Raw genomic sequence first — 18,569 nt, forward strand, 5'->3', positions numbered from 1 at the left:
CTCAAAAATCATAGCAAGGGTTCGCGGAGGCGTTTTTACACACTCTGGGCCGTGAGCGGCCGTTGCTCAGCTTAGCCATCCTGTCATGAACATTATCGCCACCTGCCGCCGTTGCCCCCAACTGCGCTTCAGTGCCGAAGAAAAAAGCCAGACCGAAACCAGGTGCTCCCCGACGCAGAAACCGCCTTGTTACACATCACAATACCGCCGATCACCAACGCTCCCCCCGCCGCGGTATAAACGCTGATGTGCTCATCGAGCAGCCCCCACCCCAGCAACACCGCGGTCAACGGGTTAAGCGCAATGAACACCCCCGCGCGGGTAGCGCCGATCACCTGGATGCCGTTATAGAACCAGATGTACGCCAGCGCCGAACCAATGGCCCCCAGGTAGGTCAGGCTCAACAGTTCGTTGGCCGGCAACGCCCTCACCAGCTCCAGGCTGAACTGCCCTTTGGCAATGGCGGTGACGGTCAGCATCGCCGCGCCGGCCCAGATCGAGTAGGTCACCGTATGCAACGCGCCGATTTCCTTGACCACCGACTTGCCGAACAGGCTGTAGGCTACCCAGCTCAGCACACAGCCGAAAATCAGCAGGTCGCCGCGCCAATCAGCGCCATCGCCGGCGATCGCCAGGTGGTTTTTGGAAAATATCACCACCGCCGCGCCCATCAGGCAGAGCACAATACCGAACGCTTTCGCGAGGGAGATCGCCTCGCGATACATGAGATAAGCGCCTATCGCCATGACCGCGGGATTCAGCGCCACGATCAACGACGCCCGTGAGGCGCTGATGATGTGCAGCCCATAGAAAAAACACAGGTTATAGGCGTAAATACCGCAAAAACCCAAGCCCAGCACTTTGACCACCTGGGCCCCCGACAGCCTCACAAATGCCTGTTTGGACAGCAGCAAAAATACCCCCAGCACTGCACCTGCCAGCAGGAATCGCACGCTGGCTGACAGCAGGGCAGGGGTATCCACCGACATGTAGCGCCCGGCCACGAACGTTCCGCCCCATATCATCGCGACCAGGGATAATTGCAGGTAAATCAACCGTTCTGAATATCGGCTCTGTAAGCCACGAGTGTGCGTCATGCCGAGAGTTTCTCTGGTTGGGTTGACGGGATTTGCTGCACCGCGTAGGCCATGGTCAGTTCCAGGATCTCTCGCTGAGCGCGGCTACCGCCAAGCAAATGCCAATGCTCGCGGCTGGCGCTCAATAGGTCGTGGCTTTCGCTGTAGCGTTGCAGGGTGAAAAGATGGATGGCCTTCAGCACATTCATGCCCGCATGGTGGGCTTCGGTTTCGACCCCGAATCCATCGCTGTCCACTATTTGCTTCTCGATCAGGATCGTTTGGTTGGTGGCGGAAAAAGCAAATGCCGCGTGGATCTTATGGAAGTATGAAGTGGATGCATAAATGCTACCGGTCCAGAGCATGGCCAGCCGCTTCCACATCACGCGGTAAGTTCCATCACTGGACTTGAGGCGTAGCCGCCAAAGGAAGCCCACTGCATCCAGGTCCTGCTTTGCAAAACGGCTGTCCTTGAGTGCGTACAAAGAGTCAAACGCGAACAACGCTTGCTCCAGGTTGTCGCAGCGCTCGTAAGCAATTGCCAGGTGCCAGTAGACGTGCATTCGCATGCCTGGGTTTTCGATCCAGTGAACCTTGCTGTTTTCCAGAAACGTTGTAAGCTCCTGCCACTCGCCCAACTCATGCAGGGCATGGGCCACCGCGTGAATGCCGTAAATATTATCAGGTATGAGCGCCACCGAGCGCAGGCCTACGGCCAGGGCCTCGTCGAAGCATTTGCTTTCGCACAGGACAAATGCCTTCATGGATAGATAATAACCATAGAGTTCGGTTTCATCGGACATGTGCGGGTCATAGGTGACGAAGTCCGGTTTCAAGCGAACTGTTTTGCCGGTGCAGAAATCCAGCATGTGCAGAAAAAAAAGAGCAATTACGTCAGTCGGGTAAGTGCTCATGTGTTTGGCAAATAACGCTCTTGCCATCTCGTACTCGAAGTTTACCCAGGCGATGAACGCCTTGTGAATGAACTTTACCTCAGGCAGCGAGCTGAAATGCACCGGGGTTTGCTGCAAGAACAGTTTAAATTTGTACAGTTCCTTCATCTCACAGCTCGTTATCGCGTCAAACCCGACGAGGATTTTCTTGTACAAGGCTTGCGCCTCACTGGCCGGTAGGTGATCGTTGGGGATTCCTCGCAACGCCAAAAACTCGCCGTTGATTTCCGGCCACAATGATGAAATTCCATCGGTTTTCCATTGGGTGAGCATCATTTCTTCCTTAACGAGCCAAGAGACATAGGTTCGGTGCTTGCCGTTATTCCTATTCGCACTATACTTACGCATTTTCTGCCTCATATGGAAATGAGCAAATCCTCATGCCCCGCCAATGACGCTTACCCAACTCGAGATTTTTGTGGCCGTGGCAGCGCGGCGTGGTTTCACCTTGGCCGCTGCGGACCTGAAGGTGTCCCAATCGGCGATTTCTCATGCGGTGAAGGCCCTTGAGCAAGAGCTGGGGGTTGAGCTGCTGGTCCGCCACCATGGCCAGATCGAGCTGACCGACATCGGCGCGCGCTTGGTTCAGCGGGCCAAGTCCATGCTGGGCATGGCCGACGCCATGCGCCTGGAGGCGGCCGATGCGCGGAACCTGACCCTGGGCACGCTGCGCATAGGTTCTTTCGGCCCCACGTCTTCGCAGCGCCTGCTACCCACCATTCTGCGCGAGTTCCGCGCGGCTTATCCGGGCATAGAAGTTCACATCGACGAGGGGCCGGATCGCCAGGTTGTTCAATGGCTATTGGAGCATCGCGTCGATGTGGGCTTCGTTACCTTGCCCGACGGTCAGTTTGATACCTATCCGCTGATCGAAGATCAGATGGTTGCCGTGCTGCCGCTCGACCATTGCCTGGCGCCCCAAGCCTCGGTAAGCCTGGGCGACCTGTGTGCCGACCCCTTCGTCCTGACCGAGGCCGGCTCCTCTGAACTGGTATCGCAATTGTTCGCGGCGGCACGGCTGCAACCGCGCGTGCGCTACCGAACCTCACAACTGATGAGCACCCTGGCTGCGGTGGAGCGCGGCGATGCCGTGACGGTGGTGGCGCAATCCTCGTTGCCCCAGCGCGCCTCGGCCGAATACCTGACACGGCCCTTGAACCCTGCGGTCAGGCGGGTGGTCGGGCTTGCCGTGCTGGACAAAACCCAGGCTTCCATGGCAACCCAAGCCTTCATTGCCGTGGCGCGCAGGTGCTACGGCGGTGTCTCCAGCGGGCGCTAGCGGGGTGGGGGATTAGATTGCGTTGCAACCCTGGGCAATCAGGACACGCTAAGGGCAACCACCGCATAGACGCATGGCTCGCTGCTCTCATTCATGAAGATGCAGTCTGCAGGCGGGCCCAGTTCCAGGCAGTCGCCTTCGCCCATGCGGTGTTGGACATTGCCTTCTACAAAAACCAGCTCGCCGTGGATCACCCATATCAATTGCCGCAGAAACGCATAGGCGGAGGCTGGCATTGGCACCTGCTTGCCGGCGGGCAGCGCCACCTGGACAAGATCAATCGGCAGGTCGGAGCCAGGAGACACATGCCTGCGCTCATAGCCTGTCATGGGGTCAATCCAAAGTGGTTGATCTGCGGCACGCAGCAGCTTCCCATGACCTAGTTCTGCCCGAGCCATGAGCGTGGACATGCTGAGGCCAAAGGCGCCGGAAAGCTTGCCTAGCAAGTTCGCTGTTGGGCTGCTGTCCGCGCGCTCGACCTTGTAAATCATGGCTCGCGAAACCCCGGCTTTGGCAGCCAGCTCTGTCAGCGACCATCCCCGGCTTTCCCGCTCGACCTTTATTCGGGCACCAATTTTCAGGTCAACGTCATTTTTCATCAGGATCTTCTCGCTGGATGATCGGCAGCCGTGCGGCAGGCGGCATCGTCGGTGATTCTGCCATTCGGCATCACTATGCGGGCACAGTGACGGCGAATGCGTAATTTTTTCACGTACTACTATAGTAATACAGTCATTGGAGGGGCACATCGCGGGGATCGGGGCGTACGAGCGACAGGTATGGTTTTTATTCAAGCATTCTCGTTGGGTATAAACGCTTTTGAAAAACGTTGCTATCCTGTCAGCTGTAGTGAGTGGGGTATCTACTATAGTGACTAAATGGAAAGGGAGCGCCATGGAAATTGTCGATGCAGCTGCGAGCCATATCGAGGGGATCACCGCTATTTACAATGACGCCGTGGAGAACACCACTGCCATCTGGAATGACCTGCGGGTCGACACTGCCAATCGTGGTGCCTGGCTTACCGAGCGCACACGAGCGGGCTACCCAGTGTTGGTCGCTGTCGACGCCAACAGTAGCGTGCTCGGCTACGCCTCTTTCGGTGATTGGCGGCCGTGGGATGGTTATAGGCACACCGTTGAACACTCCATCTACGTTCGTGCCGATCAGCGAGGGAATGGCATCGGCAAGCAACTGTTGAGGGCGCTTATAGGCCGCGCCCGCAGCGCCGGCAAGCACGTGATGGTGGCCGGCATTGAAGCCGGTAATTTCGTCTCGATAGGTCTGCATGAACGGCTTGGATTTGAGCATGCCGGCACCTTGAAGGAGGTCGGCGTGAAATTCGGCACTTGGCTCGACCTGACCTTCGTCCAGCTAAAACTGGACCGCTACCCCTAGACGCTTTCTGGCCGAAAGTGGTTTATATCAACCGATGGTTTTGGCCATTTCCGAGGTGCCCATCCAGCCTATTTGCTCATACACAGGCTTTCCAACCTCGGTTGCGTGCAACACGGCGAAGGTGATGCCTCGTCCAGCAAACTCAGCCTCGGCGATTTGCATCAAGGCTGAAGCCAAGCCACGGCGGCGATAGGCTGGTTCGACAAAGACATTGAGCACGTACCCCCGCCGGCCCATGGTGGGGTGCGATGGGTGGGGCGGCCAGTCGATGGTCATGAGGCCAATGCTCGCCACGGCCTGATCAGCATCGCAGAGCGCAAAACCGTAGTACCGGCCGTCGTCCAGTCGCTCCTGAAGCCATGGGCGAAAGTGTTCAGTCATGACGCGCAGTGCATCAGGCTCCCCGCCAGCTTCAAGAAACATTCTTTGCCGGTGCACGGCGATCATATCGGCGTCATCTGGGCCAACAGGTCGGCATTTCAGCCCGGAAAGCTCGATACGTCCTTGTGGTTCGTTCATCACTGTCTCGTCGATGGTAGGTGTTGAAGAACGAAAGGCTATGGCATTCAAGCGCGCAAAGGCAATGCTTCCAACCCGCAGCGGGTACTGGAAAAGCAGGCAGTCGCTACTTGATCGCACTACGAGCGCGGCTGTTTCTCTGGCGTATGGTGGACATCAGCCTGATCTGTATCTGTCGGCCGCCTCCAGCGTTCATTACGATTCAGCTCCAGCCCTCGTTTGAGACAATCATGCAACTCACAGATATCCCCTTTGGCACAACCGATTGGTCGAAAATAGAACCGACTGTTCATTCTGGCGAAGCTGGCATAGCGCTCTGGCGGACCCGCCAGTTCGGCAATGCAAGAGTGCGAATGGTTGAGTACAGCGCTGGCTACCTGGCCGATCACTGGTGTAGCAAGGGGCACATTCTGCTATGTCTGGATGGCCGACTGGAGACCCAACTCGATGACGGACGCACCTTCACCTTGACGGCCGGGATGAGCTACCAGGTAGCCGACAACGCTGAAGCTCACCGTTCCTCAACTGCCACCGGTGCAAAGTTGTTTGTGGTGGATTGAGACTTGACCCAAAGGGCTTCTTGGGGACAGAAACGGTCGGCCAGCCTCTGCACGGTAACCACTGCCGGAGGCTGGGCTGGGCCTTGACTTCACTGGAAAACTTCAGCGTGTCCCGACGCCAGCGGCTACCAGTATGTTGCAGCGGCCGCCAGGCCGCGTCACAGGCGATGCGGCACATCTGGGGGGCGGCGCGTGCCTTCGGCAGCTATGGCATACGGCTGATATGTGATGCTTGGGGTGAAGGGCTGCTCGTGGCCGAAAGCTGCCCTTTGTGAAGGGCAGCCAAATACGTGAAGCATGAGAGAAGGCCCAGGGCTTCCACCCAGTGTCCGACCGCATCTGACCGTCACGAGCAATTATCCACTCTCTTTCATTCAGGACCTCAGGGTATGGAATGAAAACACCTGAAGCTGCTGTTTCGCAGCCTTCATGCCTCGCAGAATGACCCACTGTCGGATAACCGGTACCAGAGGAGTAAATGCATATGAGCAAACAGCAGTTGGCGAGAGGCCCGGATTTTACACGCGGGCTACAGCTTTTCTCTAGGTTGCACGGTAACCATAGCGGGCAACAGTTGGCCCAGTCGCGGGAGGACATCTGCCCTGATTTGATCACTATGACGATGAGCTGGGCATTTGCTGGAATTTTGGATCGACCGGGTTTGGACTTGGCAACGCGTGAATTAATTATCATCGCCAGTTGCGTGACGATGGGATCCGCACTGCCGCAGGTCCGGGCACATACGCAGGCAGCACTGGAGGCCGGCGCAACCCAGGAGCAGATTGTCGAAGCGGTTCTACAAACCATGTTCTATGCGGGTGGGGCAAATGTTAACAACGCTATGGGGGTTGTTTCAGAGGTTTTCGAGGAGCAGGAAAAACTTTAGCGGTTATCCACCCTGACGTGCTTTCGCCGCTAGTGGAGGCTAGGCTTTCATATAATGCGATGCTCTACCGCCCCAGAACTCAAGTTGCAAACTCCCTCATGAGAAAATCGATCACACTTCTCAGCTTGGCAGTCGGAGTGGTGTCTTGTCGGTAGAGCAAATGCATTGGAGTCGACTTATAAGACCAATCTGCCAGGACCCGCTCCAGGCGCCCCGCTGCAATATCGTCTGATAACAGATCCTCTTGCTGCAATACGATGCCGATTCCACACAGTGCTGCCATGCGTAACGCACTTCCCTGGTTTGATGAGAATCTTCCCTTCACCATCACTGCGCATGTTTCATCATTCTCGCAGACCAGGTTCCACCGATCATGTCGTCGCCAGTACGATAGCCCCAAACAACTGTGCCGTTCCAATTCTTCAGGGTGGGAGGGCGTGCCGTGTGTGGCTAAATACTTTGGAGACGCCGCCAGAATCCTGCGGTAGGGCCTGAGTGGCCGCGCAACCAGGCCCATGTCCTTCACGTCACCAATCAATATGCCCAGTTCGATATTGTCGGCATGGAAGTCAGGCGCTCGATTATCGAGCGTGAGTTCTACATCCACCTCCGGATGCTGCTCCAAATAACGAGTCAGAGCTGGTACCAGCACCTGGCTACCGAATGTGACCGGTGCTACCAGCCTGACTGCACCACGTGGTGTCTCCTGGAGTTCCGAGGCGCTTGCCTCGGCAAGCTCGACTTCGGCCAGTACTTTTTTGCAGCGCTCATAGAAGAGTTGGCCTACCTCAGTGAGGTGCTGTCGACGGGTCGTCCGGTGGAGCAAGCGCGCCCCTAAGCGTGCCTCGCTGGCACGAATGTGCTTGGCAACCATGGTCGGGCTGACGTTGCTCGCCAATGCCGCAGCAGTGAAGCTGCCACAGTCAACCACGCGAACGAACATAGCCATGGCATTCAACTTGTCCATTATTGCGAACCTCACGGTTTTGAATGGCTAAAATTATTGCATCTGTATCACAGTATTGAAACCGGGAGATACTCAATTCAGCCACCTTACTGATGTCCCCCTCAATCTTTATCAGGAGATAGCCATGGCATCCGCTCCACGGATTACCCTCAATGATGGCGTAGAGATTCCGCAACTGGGCTTCGGCGTGTGGAAACTGGACGACGCGCAGGCTTATGCGTCTTCCAGGATTGCCTTGGAATCCGGTTACCGACATATTGATACGGCGATGAGTTACGGTAACGAAGCCGGAGTTGGCCGAGCGGTTATGGAAAGCGATCTGGGCCGCGACCAAATCTTCATCACGACAAAGCTATGGAATGCCGATCAAGGGTTCGACAGCACCTTGCGAGCGTTCGACGCCAGCATGCAGCGTCTGGGCCTTGAAACGTTGGACCTGTACTTGATCCATTGGGCCATCCCGAAAAAGGGAGCCTATCGTGACACTTGGAAGGCCTTTGTGCGCCTGCGAAAGGAAGGTCGGGTCCGCTCAATCGGAGTGTCCAATTTCAATAGCGAGCATCTGGCGCATATCATTGATGACACAGGCGTGATTCCTTCAATCAACCAGATCGAAGTCCGTCCCGATTTCAACCAAGCCGAACTGAGCCATCGGTGCCGTGAGCAAGGCATCGTTGTCTCGTCTTGGAGCCCGCTGGGGCAGGGCGGTGAGGTACTGAAACTGCCACTGTTCGCTGAAATCGCTCAGCGCCACAGCAAAACCCCTGCCCAGGTCATCCTTCGCTGGCACCTTCAGAATGGCTATGTGGTGATACCTCGCTCGTCCAATCCCGAACGAATTGCGGCCAATATCGACATATTCGACTTTCAGCTCAGCCGTCGGGAGGTTGAAGCGATTGCCCAACTCAAGCAAGCCGGCCGCTTGGGGCCGGATCCGGAAACCATCGAAATGGGCATTTGAACCTGCATCTTGCTGATGAGGCCCACCTACGCTGCGAGGACTGTCTTTTTCCTAGCTGCTTGCATACCTTGGCGTGCGCGGTGTTGGGGGAGCGGCTGCATAGCTATCATGCTGTAGGAGGCGCGCTGGCATTGATGGGAGTCGCGGTGGGGCTGCGTAAAAAGAAATAGCATTGGGGATCAACCGGAGTCATGGGCCCAGCATCCGTGGCTGCTGGCCATTTTTGGGCAGAAGGCGGCCATTCTCCAATGGCTGCTTTCGACCCAATGCGGACGGTCAGCCCCAGCACTGTAGCCGCTGCCGCAGGCTGCGCTGGCCTTCAACCACACTGGAAATCTCTAGCTTACCCAGCGGCCAGCGCAGCCTGGCGGCAGCGGCTACAGCGAGTGGTTTAGTCAAAGGTTGGGGGAAAGCCATTGACCTTGATCCAGCCATGTATGGCACTCATACGATGAGACGTACAAAGGCATCACCGATCTATCGCAGGACGAAAAACCTGAGGGCGGTTCAACTGCTGCTCGGCCATACAAAGCTGGAGAGCACCATTCGATATTTGGGGATCGAGGTCGATGGTGCCTTGGAAATTGCGGAACAGACCGAGGTTTGACTGTGCATAGCGACGGTTGACCCAAGGCCGTCGCTAATCGACCCGTAGCCGCCAGTCGAGCGGCGAGAGAGACACCGTTACGCAACGCAGATAGGCGTGTCGGCCTAGAGATGCCTGTTGCGACGTTTGCTTAGCTGCCACCACTACGTGGCAAAGTTTGCAAGCGAGCAGTGTTGACCCGATTATTTTTCTAACCGAAAACCTCTGACTATGATGACAATCTCCACGGGCAACCGCTAAGGTATGCAGCATCAATGACCAGGAGGTACACCTTCAGTGAGTATTCTTTCAACGCTTACCAGCTACGCACTTGGATGGGCTATGGACCGCCTTAATGAACCCTCAACTCCCAAAGATTTGAATAATGGACATGCTGCGGTCGTTTTGGAATCAAGCTTCAAGGAGGCCGCATCTGAGTTGAAATTGGCCATATCACAATCCGCTGCACAGGTTATTGAGAAAATTGAAAGCGATAAATTTGAGTTGCTGGCGTCGCGAATAAAAAGTCTTGGCGATTTGATTCAGATTGGAGATAAATCTGAAATACTTCGATACCAATTTGTGCTACGCGAGGTTGTAGACTATGCAGAGAACCGCGTAAATGAGGGTAAGGTAGGATGGAGTGGGCCATTGTTGCTGGGCAAAGCAGCAATATACAGCGCATTGGAAATTTGTGCAGCGTCTACCGGAGTTGCAAAGTCTGAATTGGAAGCGCTATGCGCGAAGGCCAGGCATGAAATGGTTGATTTGGGTGTCCGGCAATGTATAAGCCAAGGACAGATAATTCCATGGGCTAAAGTTGAAGAGTTCTTAACAGGCAGGGCGAGAAACCTAGAAATTTCTAATTCACTGAGGAGTGGCGATCTCTGGAAAGATGTTTTTACTCCTGTATTATCACCCGCGATGTTTGAGATGGAAGTGGATGAGATATATTTAAAGGTTGGCTTAAACGTATGTAAAGGAGATACGATCTTTGACCTTAGCGATAATAAAGCCGTTGTTGAGGTGGATGCATTAGTTAGCGGAAGGGTCAAACAGATTTTGGTTCAGCCTGGCGATAAGGTGCTGCCTGGCGCCGTGCTTGCTTATATAAAGCCTGAGTAAAACGCTTGTTTTTATTTAGTAACAGACGCCCAAATTTGTGATTGCCATAATGTGAAGGGCGGTAGTGCGCTCGCGGAGTGCCTCCGGCAGCGGCTGTAGCAGCACCCCACAAGCTCCAACCCATTTGGCCAAGGCCGAAACGACTATGGCGACATGGCGGGGCTGAATTTTTTCCTGTCGACATAGGGTAGATGATCGGCGAGCTTGGTCGCAACGAAAGCATACACGGTTACACATATTGGACAGATTCAGGACAGACTAGGGCCTCAAACCACAGACCGCTTCTGGCCGGAAGCGGTTGATTGACATGGAACTGGGCTCGTCAGATTGAAGTGGCATCGCTGAGGGAACTGTAGGTATCTGCTAACGGGAAAAGGGTAACCGATCAAGGCCTGGGCGATCCTGAAGCCCCTATTGCACCGTTCCAGCGCTGCCGGAAATCAACTGTGCGTAAGCGCTCAGTACTGCGATTTTTTCGAGCAATATATTCTCTAGCCGCGCAGATTCCTCTGGCGGGCATTTGCCCAGTGACTGATGGTACGCGGCCATCGCTTGCGACACTTCAGTCTTTATTTGCTCGACACTGTCCTGGTCTGCTACACGAGGCATCGATTTTTTCCTTCAGTGGGCATGCCCCCAAGTATAGATGAGGCCGACTCCGCTCCACCGAATACGTCACCAGGTCTGCATCATTCCGCAACATGAAGGTACGCCTGTGCGTTTCTTTTTGGCCGTTGCAGACGGGCGAAAGAACCGCTGCCCTGAAAATCTCCGCCAGGAGTACATATATACTCCGCTCCTCGGCGCACTTTTCTACGGTCCGCAGGGCAGCTTATGGCCGAGGCTGTGTAAAAACGCTTTCGAGCAGCTTTGGTGGCCTGATTGGGGGCTAAATCGCGCGCCTATGGAACTTCCAGCTCCGCTGATTAGCCAAATGCTGAAGGATTTCGCGTAGCAGCGCAGACTTCAAAACCGTGCCTGCGTTTTTACACACTCTGGGCCGAATGCGGCCCCTGGCGAGCGGCCGCTTTGGGTCGAATGCGGTCAGAGCGAACCGCAGTTTCGCCCTAGGCATGCTGGGTGGGTTGATCAGTATTCCTAACGCTCGCTCATCGGGGCCGTCAGGCCTATCGCTCGTAACCGTCTGGGCAACACACCTTCCTGACGCCATCGCTTAAGGCGATGGTGTCCACCTAAATTTAAGTGGACACCATTTCTAGTCTTTTTAAGCGGACGCCTACCCTCATCCTGATCGGCAGCATGTTCATCCGCTAGCGGAATTCTTCAGCTGTGCCCTTCAGAGTCAAGAGCATTCAGAGATGCCTGGAGCATCACTCGCACCCTGTGTTTGTGGCATATGGCTCGCTGCCGAGCCCATGAGTATGATTGGTCGCTCAGACTCATCGCTGAGTATCTAATCGCCAAGCAACCTGCCAGGTCTCATATGCAAGATTCCATCGCGTCAGTGCTTAGAATGTGGCCCCACAGCGCCGGGAAAGCCGAGATTTTCGTCACTGCTTTTCTTTCGTATATCGGGTATCCCAGACTGGAAAATGTGTCACCGTTAGGGGGAAGGGATGGAGGGCGTGACCTTCAAAGCCTCGATGGCACCTTGAGAGTCGCATGCTATTTTCCTGTTAAAACATTGAAGCCCTATGAGGACATCGAGGCCAAATTTCTAAGTGATATGGACAAGGCACAGAAGGGTGGTGCCGAAAGTTTCACATTCGTCACGGGGCAGCTGTTACAGCTCGCAGATAAAGTTAAACTTAAGAAATTGAGTTTCACGAAAGACACTTCTGTTTTCGACTGCGCAGACATTTTAAACGCTGTGAGCGCACCTGAGGCAGGCTTCCTACGGGCTGAACTGGGCTTTCCTGAAAGAAAAACCTCAAACGATCACGACTTTTTCGAAACGCTATTCTCGACTGTGAGCTTCAGAAAGCTCATCCATTTGTTTCACGAATCGTATGAGCCTAAGATTTTTCCGAGCGGATTTTTTGCGATTTTTGACGACCTAAATATATTCCGAATGACCGCTCAGCCTGACTTGCTCAGCAAGGATTTCAAACTGGCTTATTCGAGCTGGCGGAACGCGGTTGATAGCTTCCACGAGCAACTGCTTGGTCTTGAACAGTTTGATTATAGATTCGAAAATCAGACGCTTACCATGAAGCGCGTTCCCTATTCGGAGTTTCAGAGCATTTCCGATGCGGTCAGCAGTGCATTCAAAAACTTGGTGGAGTGCACGATGGAGCTTGCCAAACTTGTCGAGGAAAAACTGCGCTTACCTATTCGTTGAATCAAGCTCAACGAAGTCCTCGCGAGCCTGAGTGAGTGATATTACTTCCTGCGGTATGTGGGCAACGATCAAGCGGTATGCTCCGCTTGATCGGCTCGCCTGCATGCCCGCAGCAACCGTCTGGCCAAGGCCCCTTGCCGTTGATGCGAGTTCAACCAATCACATGAATAGGATCGCCAAGGTGTCGCTTGCAGGGATTCACTACCCAGACACCGATGCGTTTTTCGGTGACACGGGCATCACTGATGTGACCGAGCAGCGCAGGGAGAGTGGCTGGCCCGTAGAGGACGAAAGGCTTTTCATGGCTGATCACTACAGAGCCGCAGCAGACATGATCGTGAAATGGGCGTTGAGCGATTCAAGACTCTGCAACGTTGAAGTCGCCGAATGGTTCCCTTCCCCTGGGGCGAGATGTCGGCTGCTTGGGGTGCTGGATCTTGGCAAGCCCAAGCTTTTGGAACTGAACAGGCTGCAAAAAGTGGAAGCTTGGCTAAGATGGCAATAGGGGACGACGTCAGGTTGGTCAGGAAGACAGCCGTTGTAATGCGTGCCGAATGAGGGCAATGGATATGCTCAAGAAATCCCAGTCATGGTTTGTCCCGCTCCTGATTCTTTTTGCCGTCCTGTGGGTAATGGGGAAGAAAGACACTCCTCCTGCCCCGGTACAAGCGTCGCGCCGCTAGCCAGATACCGACGCCGTCGTGCACCAGGACTTTCATGCGGTTCGCCCGGCGGTTGGCAAAGAGGTACGCACAGTGCGGCTTCGCCGCGCCAAACACCGCTACCACTCTGGCCAACGCAGTCTCAGTGCCCGCGCGCATGTCTATGGGCTCAGTGGCGAGCCAGATGGCATCGATGCGAATCATCGGGCCAAGCCACGAATAAAATGTGCGCAGCCGTCTGAGTCTGCGGTTGGCCATTTTACTGTGATCGATTTATCGCCCAGAGGCAGCGAGATGATCGCCATCTCTTCGGCTGTGCGCCTTGGTGCCGCTTTTATAGGAACGAAAGCCGGCAGGGTTGCGGGTGGTTGTTCTCGCTAGATGGGTAGCCACTCGCGGATAACGTTGGCGTTGATGCCATGGTGGATGGCTACGCTGGAAATCGTCGCTCCGAGTTGCAGGCACTCCTGGACGACCTAGGCTTTGAATGATTTGGGGTAAGAGCTTCGTTGGCGCATGGAAATCCTGGCGATAAGGGCGATCGCGTCCGCTTAAAAATAAGCGGACACCATCGTCCTTAATGCTGAACTTTGGTAGGTGTGTTCACCGGGCGCTTACTATCGCTTCCCTTCGGCAAGCACCACAACGGCTGTCTTACTGACCTACTGATGTCACTAAACCAGTGCGAACTTAGCCAACCTTCCTTTTTTTACAGCCTATGCAGTTCAGAAAGCTTGGGGCTTCGCCAGATCCAAGACCATTAGCAGTCGCAGCTTCGCTTCATAGGAGTGAAACCGTTCTGCGACTTCAACATTGCAGTGCTATTACGCAAGGGTGAGCGTCGAAGCCGCGCAATGTTCCCACCGGATGTGCAGACTTTTAGGGCGGGCGATAACGTATCAATGGTAGTGACGAGGAGGCGGGCTATGCGTAGTTGAGCTTAATTCTCACCTGGCTTGCATTTCTCGCTCTGCAGTGCACTGCTCCACATGCCAACGATCCCAAGCTGCCCTCTCTTGCCTGCAAGTCTCCGGGCATACTATCCGAGGGCGGATAAGGTGGATGTCTCCTGGTTCTTTGGCAAACACATATTGGTGGGCATGCTCGATGATGACCTTTCGGATACCCAGGGCCGTCTCAATGGGGAGGGCGGTTCCGCGCGGCCAGCCTCTCTGGCCGATGCAGGTATGGAGCAAGTGTTTCGGGCTTAGTGGAAGCAGGATATCGCCTCTATTTACTCCCCAGCCGCCTTTCATATTGTAGTTCTTTGAGTCCTGATAGTTGAGCTTTATCAGAGGGTTGTCGGAGGTCGGCCAGGAAATCCCTTGTGGAGCATGCAGAATTGTCCATCGATGTTTGGGCAACTTTTGAATTGTCTGCGTCAGTATCCGCCTCATGTTCCAGATCCACATCTGCCGCCCCACGATCGTCTCAACCTTAACGGCCCCTCCGCCTTCAGCCAGTGGTTCAATTGACGTCTTGAAGAGCGGGAATGGATCGATGTCATCTGCGTCCAGCTGAGGCAACGGTATGCCCCGCTGCACCGCATCCTCCATTTCGTGAATGGAGCGCTGCATGACCTCATCCATCAAAGGTTTCAGCGTTAAATTTTGACGCCGGATGAACTCCTTCAGCCGAGCGGGCGTACGGACATCCTGGGCCAATGCGAACCGCACCAAACGCCGCCAATGCTTCGGTTCTAACCGATCTTCCTGCACCACCCTGCGAATAGCCTCGTGAGCAGGACTCTCGAACTCACGGTCTAGCCAGCACTCAAATTCATCAGTTTCCGCACCTGCGGCCCAGTAAGTGTAGAGATGCTTCTGGTAACCGATACCCTTCAAGGAGTGCTTTTTCCAGGATCTAGTATTTTCGCTGGGCACCAGCAATCGGTACGTAAGGACACCATCCTTATCTGCCCATTGTTTGAGATAGAGCTCAGGTACATAGTGATTGTCCTTGCGTAACTGCTGCATCATAGATTCCTGCTCGTGGAGTTGATTTTTTCCTGATTAACGATGAAGGCATCCAGGAGGGGTATGTCGGGATCCCTCAGGCAATATGTAATGGTGCAACGAATCACCAGCCTCTCCTCACTTATGCGGTTTCCATCGGTGGATCTAGCTCAGGATCCTCGCTAGTCAAGCAATCCTATTAACCAAAGCGCCGCGCTCTCGATTTTGCCAGCTGAAGGACGGCAGAAACGGCTCATGTGTGGGGGGGCGCCCCTCACCCCTGCGGTAAAGCGTTATTTATCCACTTCCGTTTTCGCCTTCTTAAAGGCAAGGGCCATCGTTGTCTCTGGCACTGGCTCGGAACGACTGCGTGAGGCTTTAGGTTGACGCTGGGTTGGTTCTCGGCGCTTGGGACGTTCACCTCTGAATCTATTCTGGTGGGCAGATGTAAGTTTTGCCTCCAGCTGTCTGCTCTGCTCTGAATGCGCATCTGCGAGCATCGAAAAGACGAGAGCGTAATACGCTGCCCCCCCCAGGAAGTAAAAATGACAGCTGATAAGCTCCTTTTACTTCTAGCTTCAAGTGAGCAACGGTGCGCTCGGACAGAAAAGTGCTGGGCGAGTATGCCCGCGGACGCTGGACGTATAGGCAGAGTGCCTCGCCCGACAATGTACCTGTTATTTTCAGGAAATTTTTGTCGATGGCTGACACGAATTGGATGAAAAATGGCGTCCACCCATAATTCTGCCATTCATATGAACGATCAGGGGCGCCCGCCCGTTGAGCTGAATGCAGCTGCTTTTTTGAGGTGCCCGCCTGGGCCAGGTTAGTGCAAGGATGTTTTGGCCAAGGAGGGCCTAGTGCGTCAAAAAAAAGCCGGCCTCCATTTGGAGCCTGGTAGAAAAATACTGAATCGCCGCACGCTGGGCAAACCGCGTTGGGACTGATATAGCTGAAGTAGCTCGCCTTGAAGGAGTGAGCCCAATGCTCTTCACTAATCGCGCCACGGTGCTGGCCACTAAGAAGAGAATGGGAGCGGCCAGAGTATCCCAGGCTCCCCCAGCCACATGCACAGTTCCTAGGATGATTCCACGCATTACACATACTGACTCCTTGTCACTGGGCATCCCTATACAGCTAATCCTGCGGCAATAGGCCAGTATAACCCTTGGAAGTCCACCGAAGCTTTCAATCCAAAAACTGTTGCCGAGATGAGATATTTACGGATAACGAGCCACTAGCGTTCACTACGTACGTTATCACTATTGCCGGTTAAGACACCGTCATACGACTGATGAGCCAGACTCCAGGCGTGACAGTCCGTGAAGCTGATTCCCTCAGCGCCCCCCGCCGTTACCTAGAACGTAATCCAGGATTAAGTTTCCTCGCGAAGATAGATGACAAGGTTATCGGTTGCGTGATGTCAGGGCATGATGGGCGCCGAGGCTACTTGCAGCACCTCGTGGTGCCCAAGGATGGCCGCTGCGGACTGATATTGACCATAATTCGGAAGCCTGAACGCCTAATCGTAATTGGACGGCGAACACTAATGCACTAATCAGCAGCAACGGCCAGCGACAAGTGGATCAACCAGAAGGGACACGTCGCGATGGCACAAAAACGCAGAGGAAGCCTCCACCCTAATGCGTGTTCAATAATGAACCAGTGCCACCACGAAGCAAAAGACTATGACGGTGGCGATGAGTACGTTGATGTTCATGGTTGCTCCATAAGGCCAATGGCAAGCTAATCAGCGGTGGCGCTTGTGCACCACCGATAGCCTGTCGCCGGGCAACAGTTCCAAACACTCGAGCAGGGCATTCAGTGACGTGAAGTAGGTCGTCGGCAGTCTTTCTTCGGCCTCCATCTGGCTGCTCTGTAGCGCTGCGCGTGCCTGCGCATGGACGTTGGTTCCCTCTTGGGTAAGTTGGACACGCAAGCTTCTGCGATCAGATGGCACCCGGGCGCGGGTGAGCAATTGCCTGGATTCAAGCTGGTCCAGCACCAATGTTACGGCGGAGCTGGAGATGCCCAGGCGCATACTGCACTGCACCGGGCTTGTGCCTCCGTGTTTGGCCAGAAGCTCCAGCAGCCGAAATTGCGTGATCGTCAGGGCCGCAGACTTGAGCTGCGCTGTCATCCATTTCTCCAGGGTGACACGGGCCTTGGTGACCAGCAGGTAGGCGTTGAGGTGGGAGATTGTCATTTTTAGGTATCGCTTCGCAGGGCAGTGGCAGCGGCGTAGGGCCGCTATTGAGTCGAGGCAGAGCCAGGTGCATAAGGGAGGGAATCAACCCAGTTTTTTTAACCGGGTAACCTTCGTGAGCGCAGAGCGCTGACTGGCTACACCCTCATCGTGAATGCGTGCCGCGTTGGCACTGCTTGAAGCCCAGCAGTCGGGGTCGTCGATTATTTTGGAGTGCCTGGCGAGCACTGCCGGCAGGGTGCGTTTCAGAAAGCTCACCCACGTTTTGATTTTGGCGTCCAGAAACCGCTTCGATGGGTAGATGATGTAGACGTTTTTAGGGCGCAGCTCATACTCGGGAAGGATCCGCATGAGGGTTCCATCTGCAAGAGATTTCGCTGCAACGAAGCTTGGGATTTGGCATATGCCCATTCCATTCTTGGCTGCGATGACGAGAGCGTTCGCGACATTCACCTTGAAGGTTTCACTTGCTTGGACAGGAACTTCGCCATCGCCCTCAAAAACCCATTGCTCCGAGAGCTTTTGATCAGATGAGCGCAAACAGATGTGGTCGTTCAAATCCCGAGGATGCGTAGGAATGCCATGCGCACCCAGATAACCCGGGGATGTACACAGCACGTTCGGAAAGCATCCGAGCTGCTGTGCGATCATCTCGGAGTCCGGTAGATCATTGGATAACGATATTTGGACGTCCTGGTGATCGATCGAGATGGCTCCTGGGCGGGGGCCTGTCGAGAGGGTGAACTCGAGCGAGACATCCGGACATGTCTTGTTGTACTCAACAATGAGAGGGACCAAGCACTCAACCGCAAACTCTGAGTCTGAATAAACCTTCAGGCAGCCGCTTGGCTTTAGGATTGATTGGCCTGCTTCGCTTGCGGCTTCCTCGATTCTGAACAGGATGTCCTTGCAGGATGCGAGGTAGCGATCTCCAACTTCGGTCAGGGACAGGCGGCGGGTGTTTCGCTGCATCAAGCGCGCCTGGATCGTGTTTTCCAACTCGGCAATCGAGCGTGAAATGGAGGCAGTGGAAAGGTCCATCGCGTTCGCCGCAGCGGTGAAGCTGCCTAGTTCGCTGACCTTGATGAAAATTCGCATTGCGTTTAACTGATCCATGGGACCTCCTGTTTATTC

17 protein-coding genes and 1 pseudogene are annotated in these 18,569 nt (G+C 54.8%); 9 read left to right on the top strand and 9 right to left on the bottom strand.

The window, feature by feature from the left end; genetic code table 11:
* Positions 1-128: 128 nt before the first annotated feature.
* Positions 129-1,097, bottom strand: coding sequence for a DMT family transporter (locus tag RAM80_RS31085; RefSeq protein ID WP_416427723.1), 969 nt, complete (start codon positions 1,095-1,097; stop codon positions 129-131).
* The gene (locus RAM80_RS31090; RefSeq protein WP_416427724.1) at positions 1,094-2,305 is read right to left on the bottom strand and encodes a tetratricopeptide repeat protein; all 1,212 of its coding nucleotides are present in this window, start codon (positions 2,303-2,305) and stop codon (positions 1,094-1,096) included. Before RAM80_RS31090 ends, RAM80_RS31085 begins: the two co-directional genes overlap by 4 nt.
* A 115-nt stretch (positions 2,306-2,420) precedes the next feature.
* Between RAM80_RS31090 and RAM80_RS31095 the strand changes: the two genes are divergently transcribed.
* Positions 2,421-3,308 carry a LysR family transcriptional regulator gene (locus tag RAM80_RS31095; RefSeq protein ID WP_416427725.1) on the top strand — a complete coding sequence of 296 codons (888 nt, stop codon included), beginning with the start codon at positions 2,421-2,423 and terminating at the stop codon, positions 3,306-3,308.
* Between the two features lie 38 nt (positions 3,309-3,346).
* Here the strand turns inward: RAM80_RS31095 and RAM80_RS31100 are convergent, their stop codons facing one another.
* Entirely contained in the window at positions 3,347-3,907 is a 561-nt protein-coding gene (locus RAM80_RS31100; protein WP_416427726.1) for a helix-turn-helix domain-containing protein, read from the bottom strand.
* Between the two features lie 295 nt (positions 3,908-4,202).
* Between RAM80_RS31100 and RAM80_RS31105 the strand changes: the two genes are divergently transcribed.
* Positions 4,203-4,706, top strand: a complete 504-nt coding sequence (locus RAM80_RS31105) for a GNAT family N-acetyltransferase (RefSeq protein WP_416427727.1) — start codon at positions 4,203-4,205, stop codon at positions 4,704-4,706.
* Between the two features lie 27 nt (positions 4,707-4,733).
* Here the strand turns inward: RAM80_RS31105 and RAM80_RS31110 are convergent, their stop codons facing one another.
* A complete protein-coding gene (locus RAM80_RS31110; protein ID WP_416427728.1) occupies positions 4,734-5,225 on the bottom strand; it encodes a GNAT family N-acetyltransferase in 492 nt (163 codons plus the stop codon).
* A gap of 230 nt (positions 5,226-5,455) precedes the next feature.
* On the opposite strand from RAM80_RS31110, the gene RAM80_RS31115 reads away from it, so the two are divergent.
* Complete coding sequence (locus tag RAM80_RS31115) at positions 5,456-5,785, top strand: DHCW motif cupin fold protein (protein WP_416427729.1); 330 nt, start codon at positions 5,456-5,458, stop codon at positions 5,783-5,785.
* A gap of 484 nt (positions 5,786-6,269) precedes the next feature.
* The gene (locus RAM80_RS31120; protein ID WP_416427731.1) at positions 6,270-6,671 is read left to right on the top strand and encodes a carboxymuconolactone decarboxylase family protein; all 402 of its coding nucleotides are present in this window, start codon (positions 6,270-6,272) and stop codon (positions 6,669-6,671) included.
* 79 nt (positions 6,672-6,750) lie between these two features.
* On the opposite strand, the gene RAM80_RS31125 is transcribed toward RAM80_RS31120, so the two are convergent.
* Positions 6,751-7,638, bottom strand: coding sequence for a LysR substrate-binding domain-containing protein (locus RAM80_RS31125; protein WP_416427732.1), 888 nt, complete (start codon positions 7,636-7,638; stop codon positions 6,751-6,753).
* A 124-nt stretch (positions 7,639-7,762) separates the two neighbouring features.
* Between RAM80_RS31125 and RAM80_RS31130 the strand changes: the two genes are divergently transcribed.
* The 5 genes and pseudogenes from RAM80_RS31130 (at position 7,763) to RAM80_RS31150 (ending at position 13,117) form a co-directional block, all read left to right on the top strand.
* Complete coding sequence (locus RAM80_RS31130) at positions 7,763-8,599, top strand: aldo/keto reductase (protein ID WP_416427734.1); 837 nt, start codon at positions 7,763-7,765, stop codon at positions 8,597-8,599.
* A 391-nt stretch (positions 8,600-8,990) separates the two neighbouring features.
* Positions 8,991-9,206, top strand: a pseudogene (locus RAM80_RS31135) (tyrosine-type recombinase/integrase); the annotation flags it as partial.
* A 276-nt stretch (positions 9,207-9,482) separates the two neighbouring features.
* The gene (locus tag RAM80_RS31140; protein ID WP_416427735.1) at positions 9,483-10,310 is read left to right on the top strand and encodes a lipoyl domain-containing protein; all 828 of its coding nucleotides are present in this window, start codon (positions 9,483-9,485) and stop codon (positions 10,308-10,310) included.
* A gap of 1,444 nt (positions 10,311-11,754) precedes the next feature.
* Positions 11,755-12,612: a hypothetical protein gene (locus RAM80_RS31145; RefSeq protein WP_416427736.1), complete on the top strand. Its 858-nt coding sequence runs from the start codon at positions 11,755-11,757 to the stop codon at positions 12,610-12,612.
* A gap of 31 nt (positions 12,613-12,643) precedes the next feature.
* Positions 12,644-13,117, top strand: a complete 474-nt coding sequence (locus RAM80_RS31150; RefSeq protein WP_416427737.1) for a hypothetical protein — start codon at positions 12,644-12,646, stop codon at positions 13,115-13,117.
* 82 nt (positions 13,118-13,199) lie between these two features.
* Here the strand turns inward: RAM80_RS31150 and tnpB are convergent, their stop codons facing one another.
* From tnpB to RAM80_RS31170, 4 genes are all read right to left on the bottom strand, one after another.
* On the bottom strand, positions 13,200-13,478 hold the full coding sequence (gene tnpB, locus RAM80_RS31155) for an IS66 family insertion sequence element accessory protein TnpB (protein WP_416427738.1): 279 nt from the start codon (positions 13,476-13,478) through the stop codon (positions 13,200-13,202).
* A 743-nt stretch (positions 13,479-14,221) separates the two neighbouring features.
* Positions 14,222-15,250 (bottom strand): DUF4238 domain-containing protein, encoded by a 1,029-nt coding sequence (locus tag RAM80_RS31160; RefSeq protein WP_416427739.1) that lies wholly within the window; start codon positions 15,248-15,250, stop codon positions 14,222-14,224.
* Positions 15,251-16,979: 1,729 nt separating this feature from the next.
* Positions 16,980-17,435, bottom strand: coding sequence for a MarR family transcriptional regulator (locus RAM80_RS31165; RefSeq protein WP_416427740.1), 456 nt, complete (start codon positions 17,433-17,435; stop codon positions 16,980-16,982).
* A gap of 84 nt (positions 17,436-17,519) precedes the next feature.
* Positions 17,520-18,551, bottom strand: a complete 1,032-nt coding sequence (locus RAM80_RS31170) for a LysR family transcriptional regulator (protein ID WP_416427742.1) — start codon at positions 18,549-18,551, stop codon at positions 17,520-17,522.
* Between the last annotated feature and the right edge of the window lie 18 nt (positions 18,552-18,569).

This window comes from Pseudomonas sp. App30 (genome assembly GCF_047947025.1).
Classification (GTDB): domain Bacteria; phylum Pseudomonadota; class Gammaproteobacteria; order Pseudomonadales; family Pseudomonadaceae; genus Aquipseudomonas.

Bases quoted from the DNA above. Each gene is read 5' to 3' on its own strand.
- RAM80_RS31095 (WP_416427725.1), top strand. From the start codon at position 2,421: ATGACGCTTACCCAACTCGAGATTTTTGTGGCCGTGGCAGCGCGGCGT.
- RAM80_RS31125 (WP_416427732.1), bottom strand. From the start codon at position 7,638: ATGGACAAGTTGAATGCCATGGCTATGTTCGTTCGCGTGGTTGACTGT.
- RAM80_RS31100 (WP_416427726.1), bottom strand. From the start codon at position 3,907: ATGAAAAATGACGTTGACCTGAAAATTGGTGCCCGAATAAAGGTCGAG.
- RAM80_RS31120 (WP_416427731.1), top strand. From the start codon at position 6,270: ATGAGCAAACAGCAGTTGGCGAGAGGCCCGGATTTTACACGCGGGCTA.
- RAM80_RS31090 (WP_416427724.1), bottom strand. From the start codon at position 2,305: ATGATGCTCACCCAATGGAAAACCGATGGAATTTCATCATTGTGGCCG.
- RAM80_RS31115 (WP_416427729.1), top strand. From the start codon at position 5,456: ATGCAACTCACAGATATCCCCTTTGGCACAACCGATTGGTCGAAAATA.
- RAM80_RS31160 (WP_416427739.1), bottom strand. From the start codon at position 15,250: ATGCAGCAGTTACGCAAGGACAATCACTATGTACCTGAGCTCTATCTC.
- tnpB (WP_416427738.1), bottom strand. From the start codon at position 13,478: ATGATTCGCATCGATGCCATCTGGCTCGCCACTGAGCCCATAGACATG.
- RAM80_RS31130 (WP_416427734.1), top strand. From the start codon at position 7,763: ATGGCATCCGCTCCACGGATTACCCTCAATGATGGCGTAGAGATTCCG.
- RAM80_RS31105 (WP_416427727.1), top strand. From the start codon at position 4,203: ATGGAAATTGTCGATGCAGCTGCGAGCCATATCGAGGGGATCACCGCT.
- RAM80_RS31165 (WP_416427740.1), bottom strand. From the start codon at position 17,435: ATGACAATCTCCCACCTCAACGCCTACCTGCTGGTCACCAAGGCCCGT.
- RAM80_RS31145 (WP_416427736.1), top strand. From the start codon at position 11,755: ATGCAAGATTCCATCGCGTCAGTGCTTAGAATGTGGCCCCACAGCGCC.
- RAM80_RS31085 (WP_416427723.1), bottom strand. From the start codon at position 1,097: ATGACGCACACTCGTGGCTTACAGAGCCGATATTCAGAACGGTTGATT.
- RAM80_RS31170 (WP_416427742.1), bottom strand. From the start codon at position 18,551: ATGGATCAGTTAAACGCAATGCGAATTTTCATCAAGGTCAGCGAACTA.
- RAM80_RS31110 (WP_416427728.1), bottom strand. From the start codon at position 5,225: ATGAACGAACCACAAGGACGTATCGAGCTTTCCGGGCTGAAATGCCGA.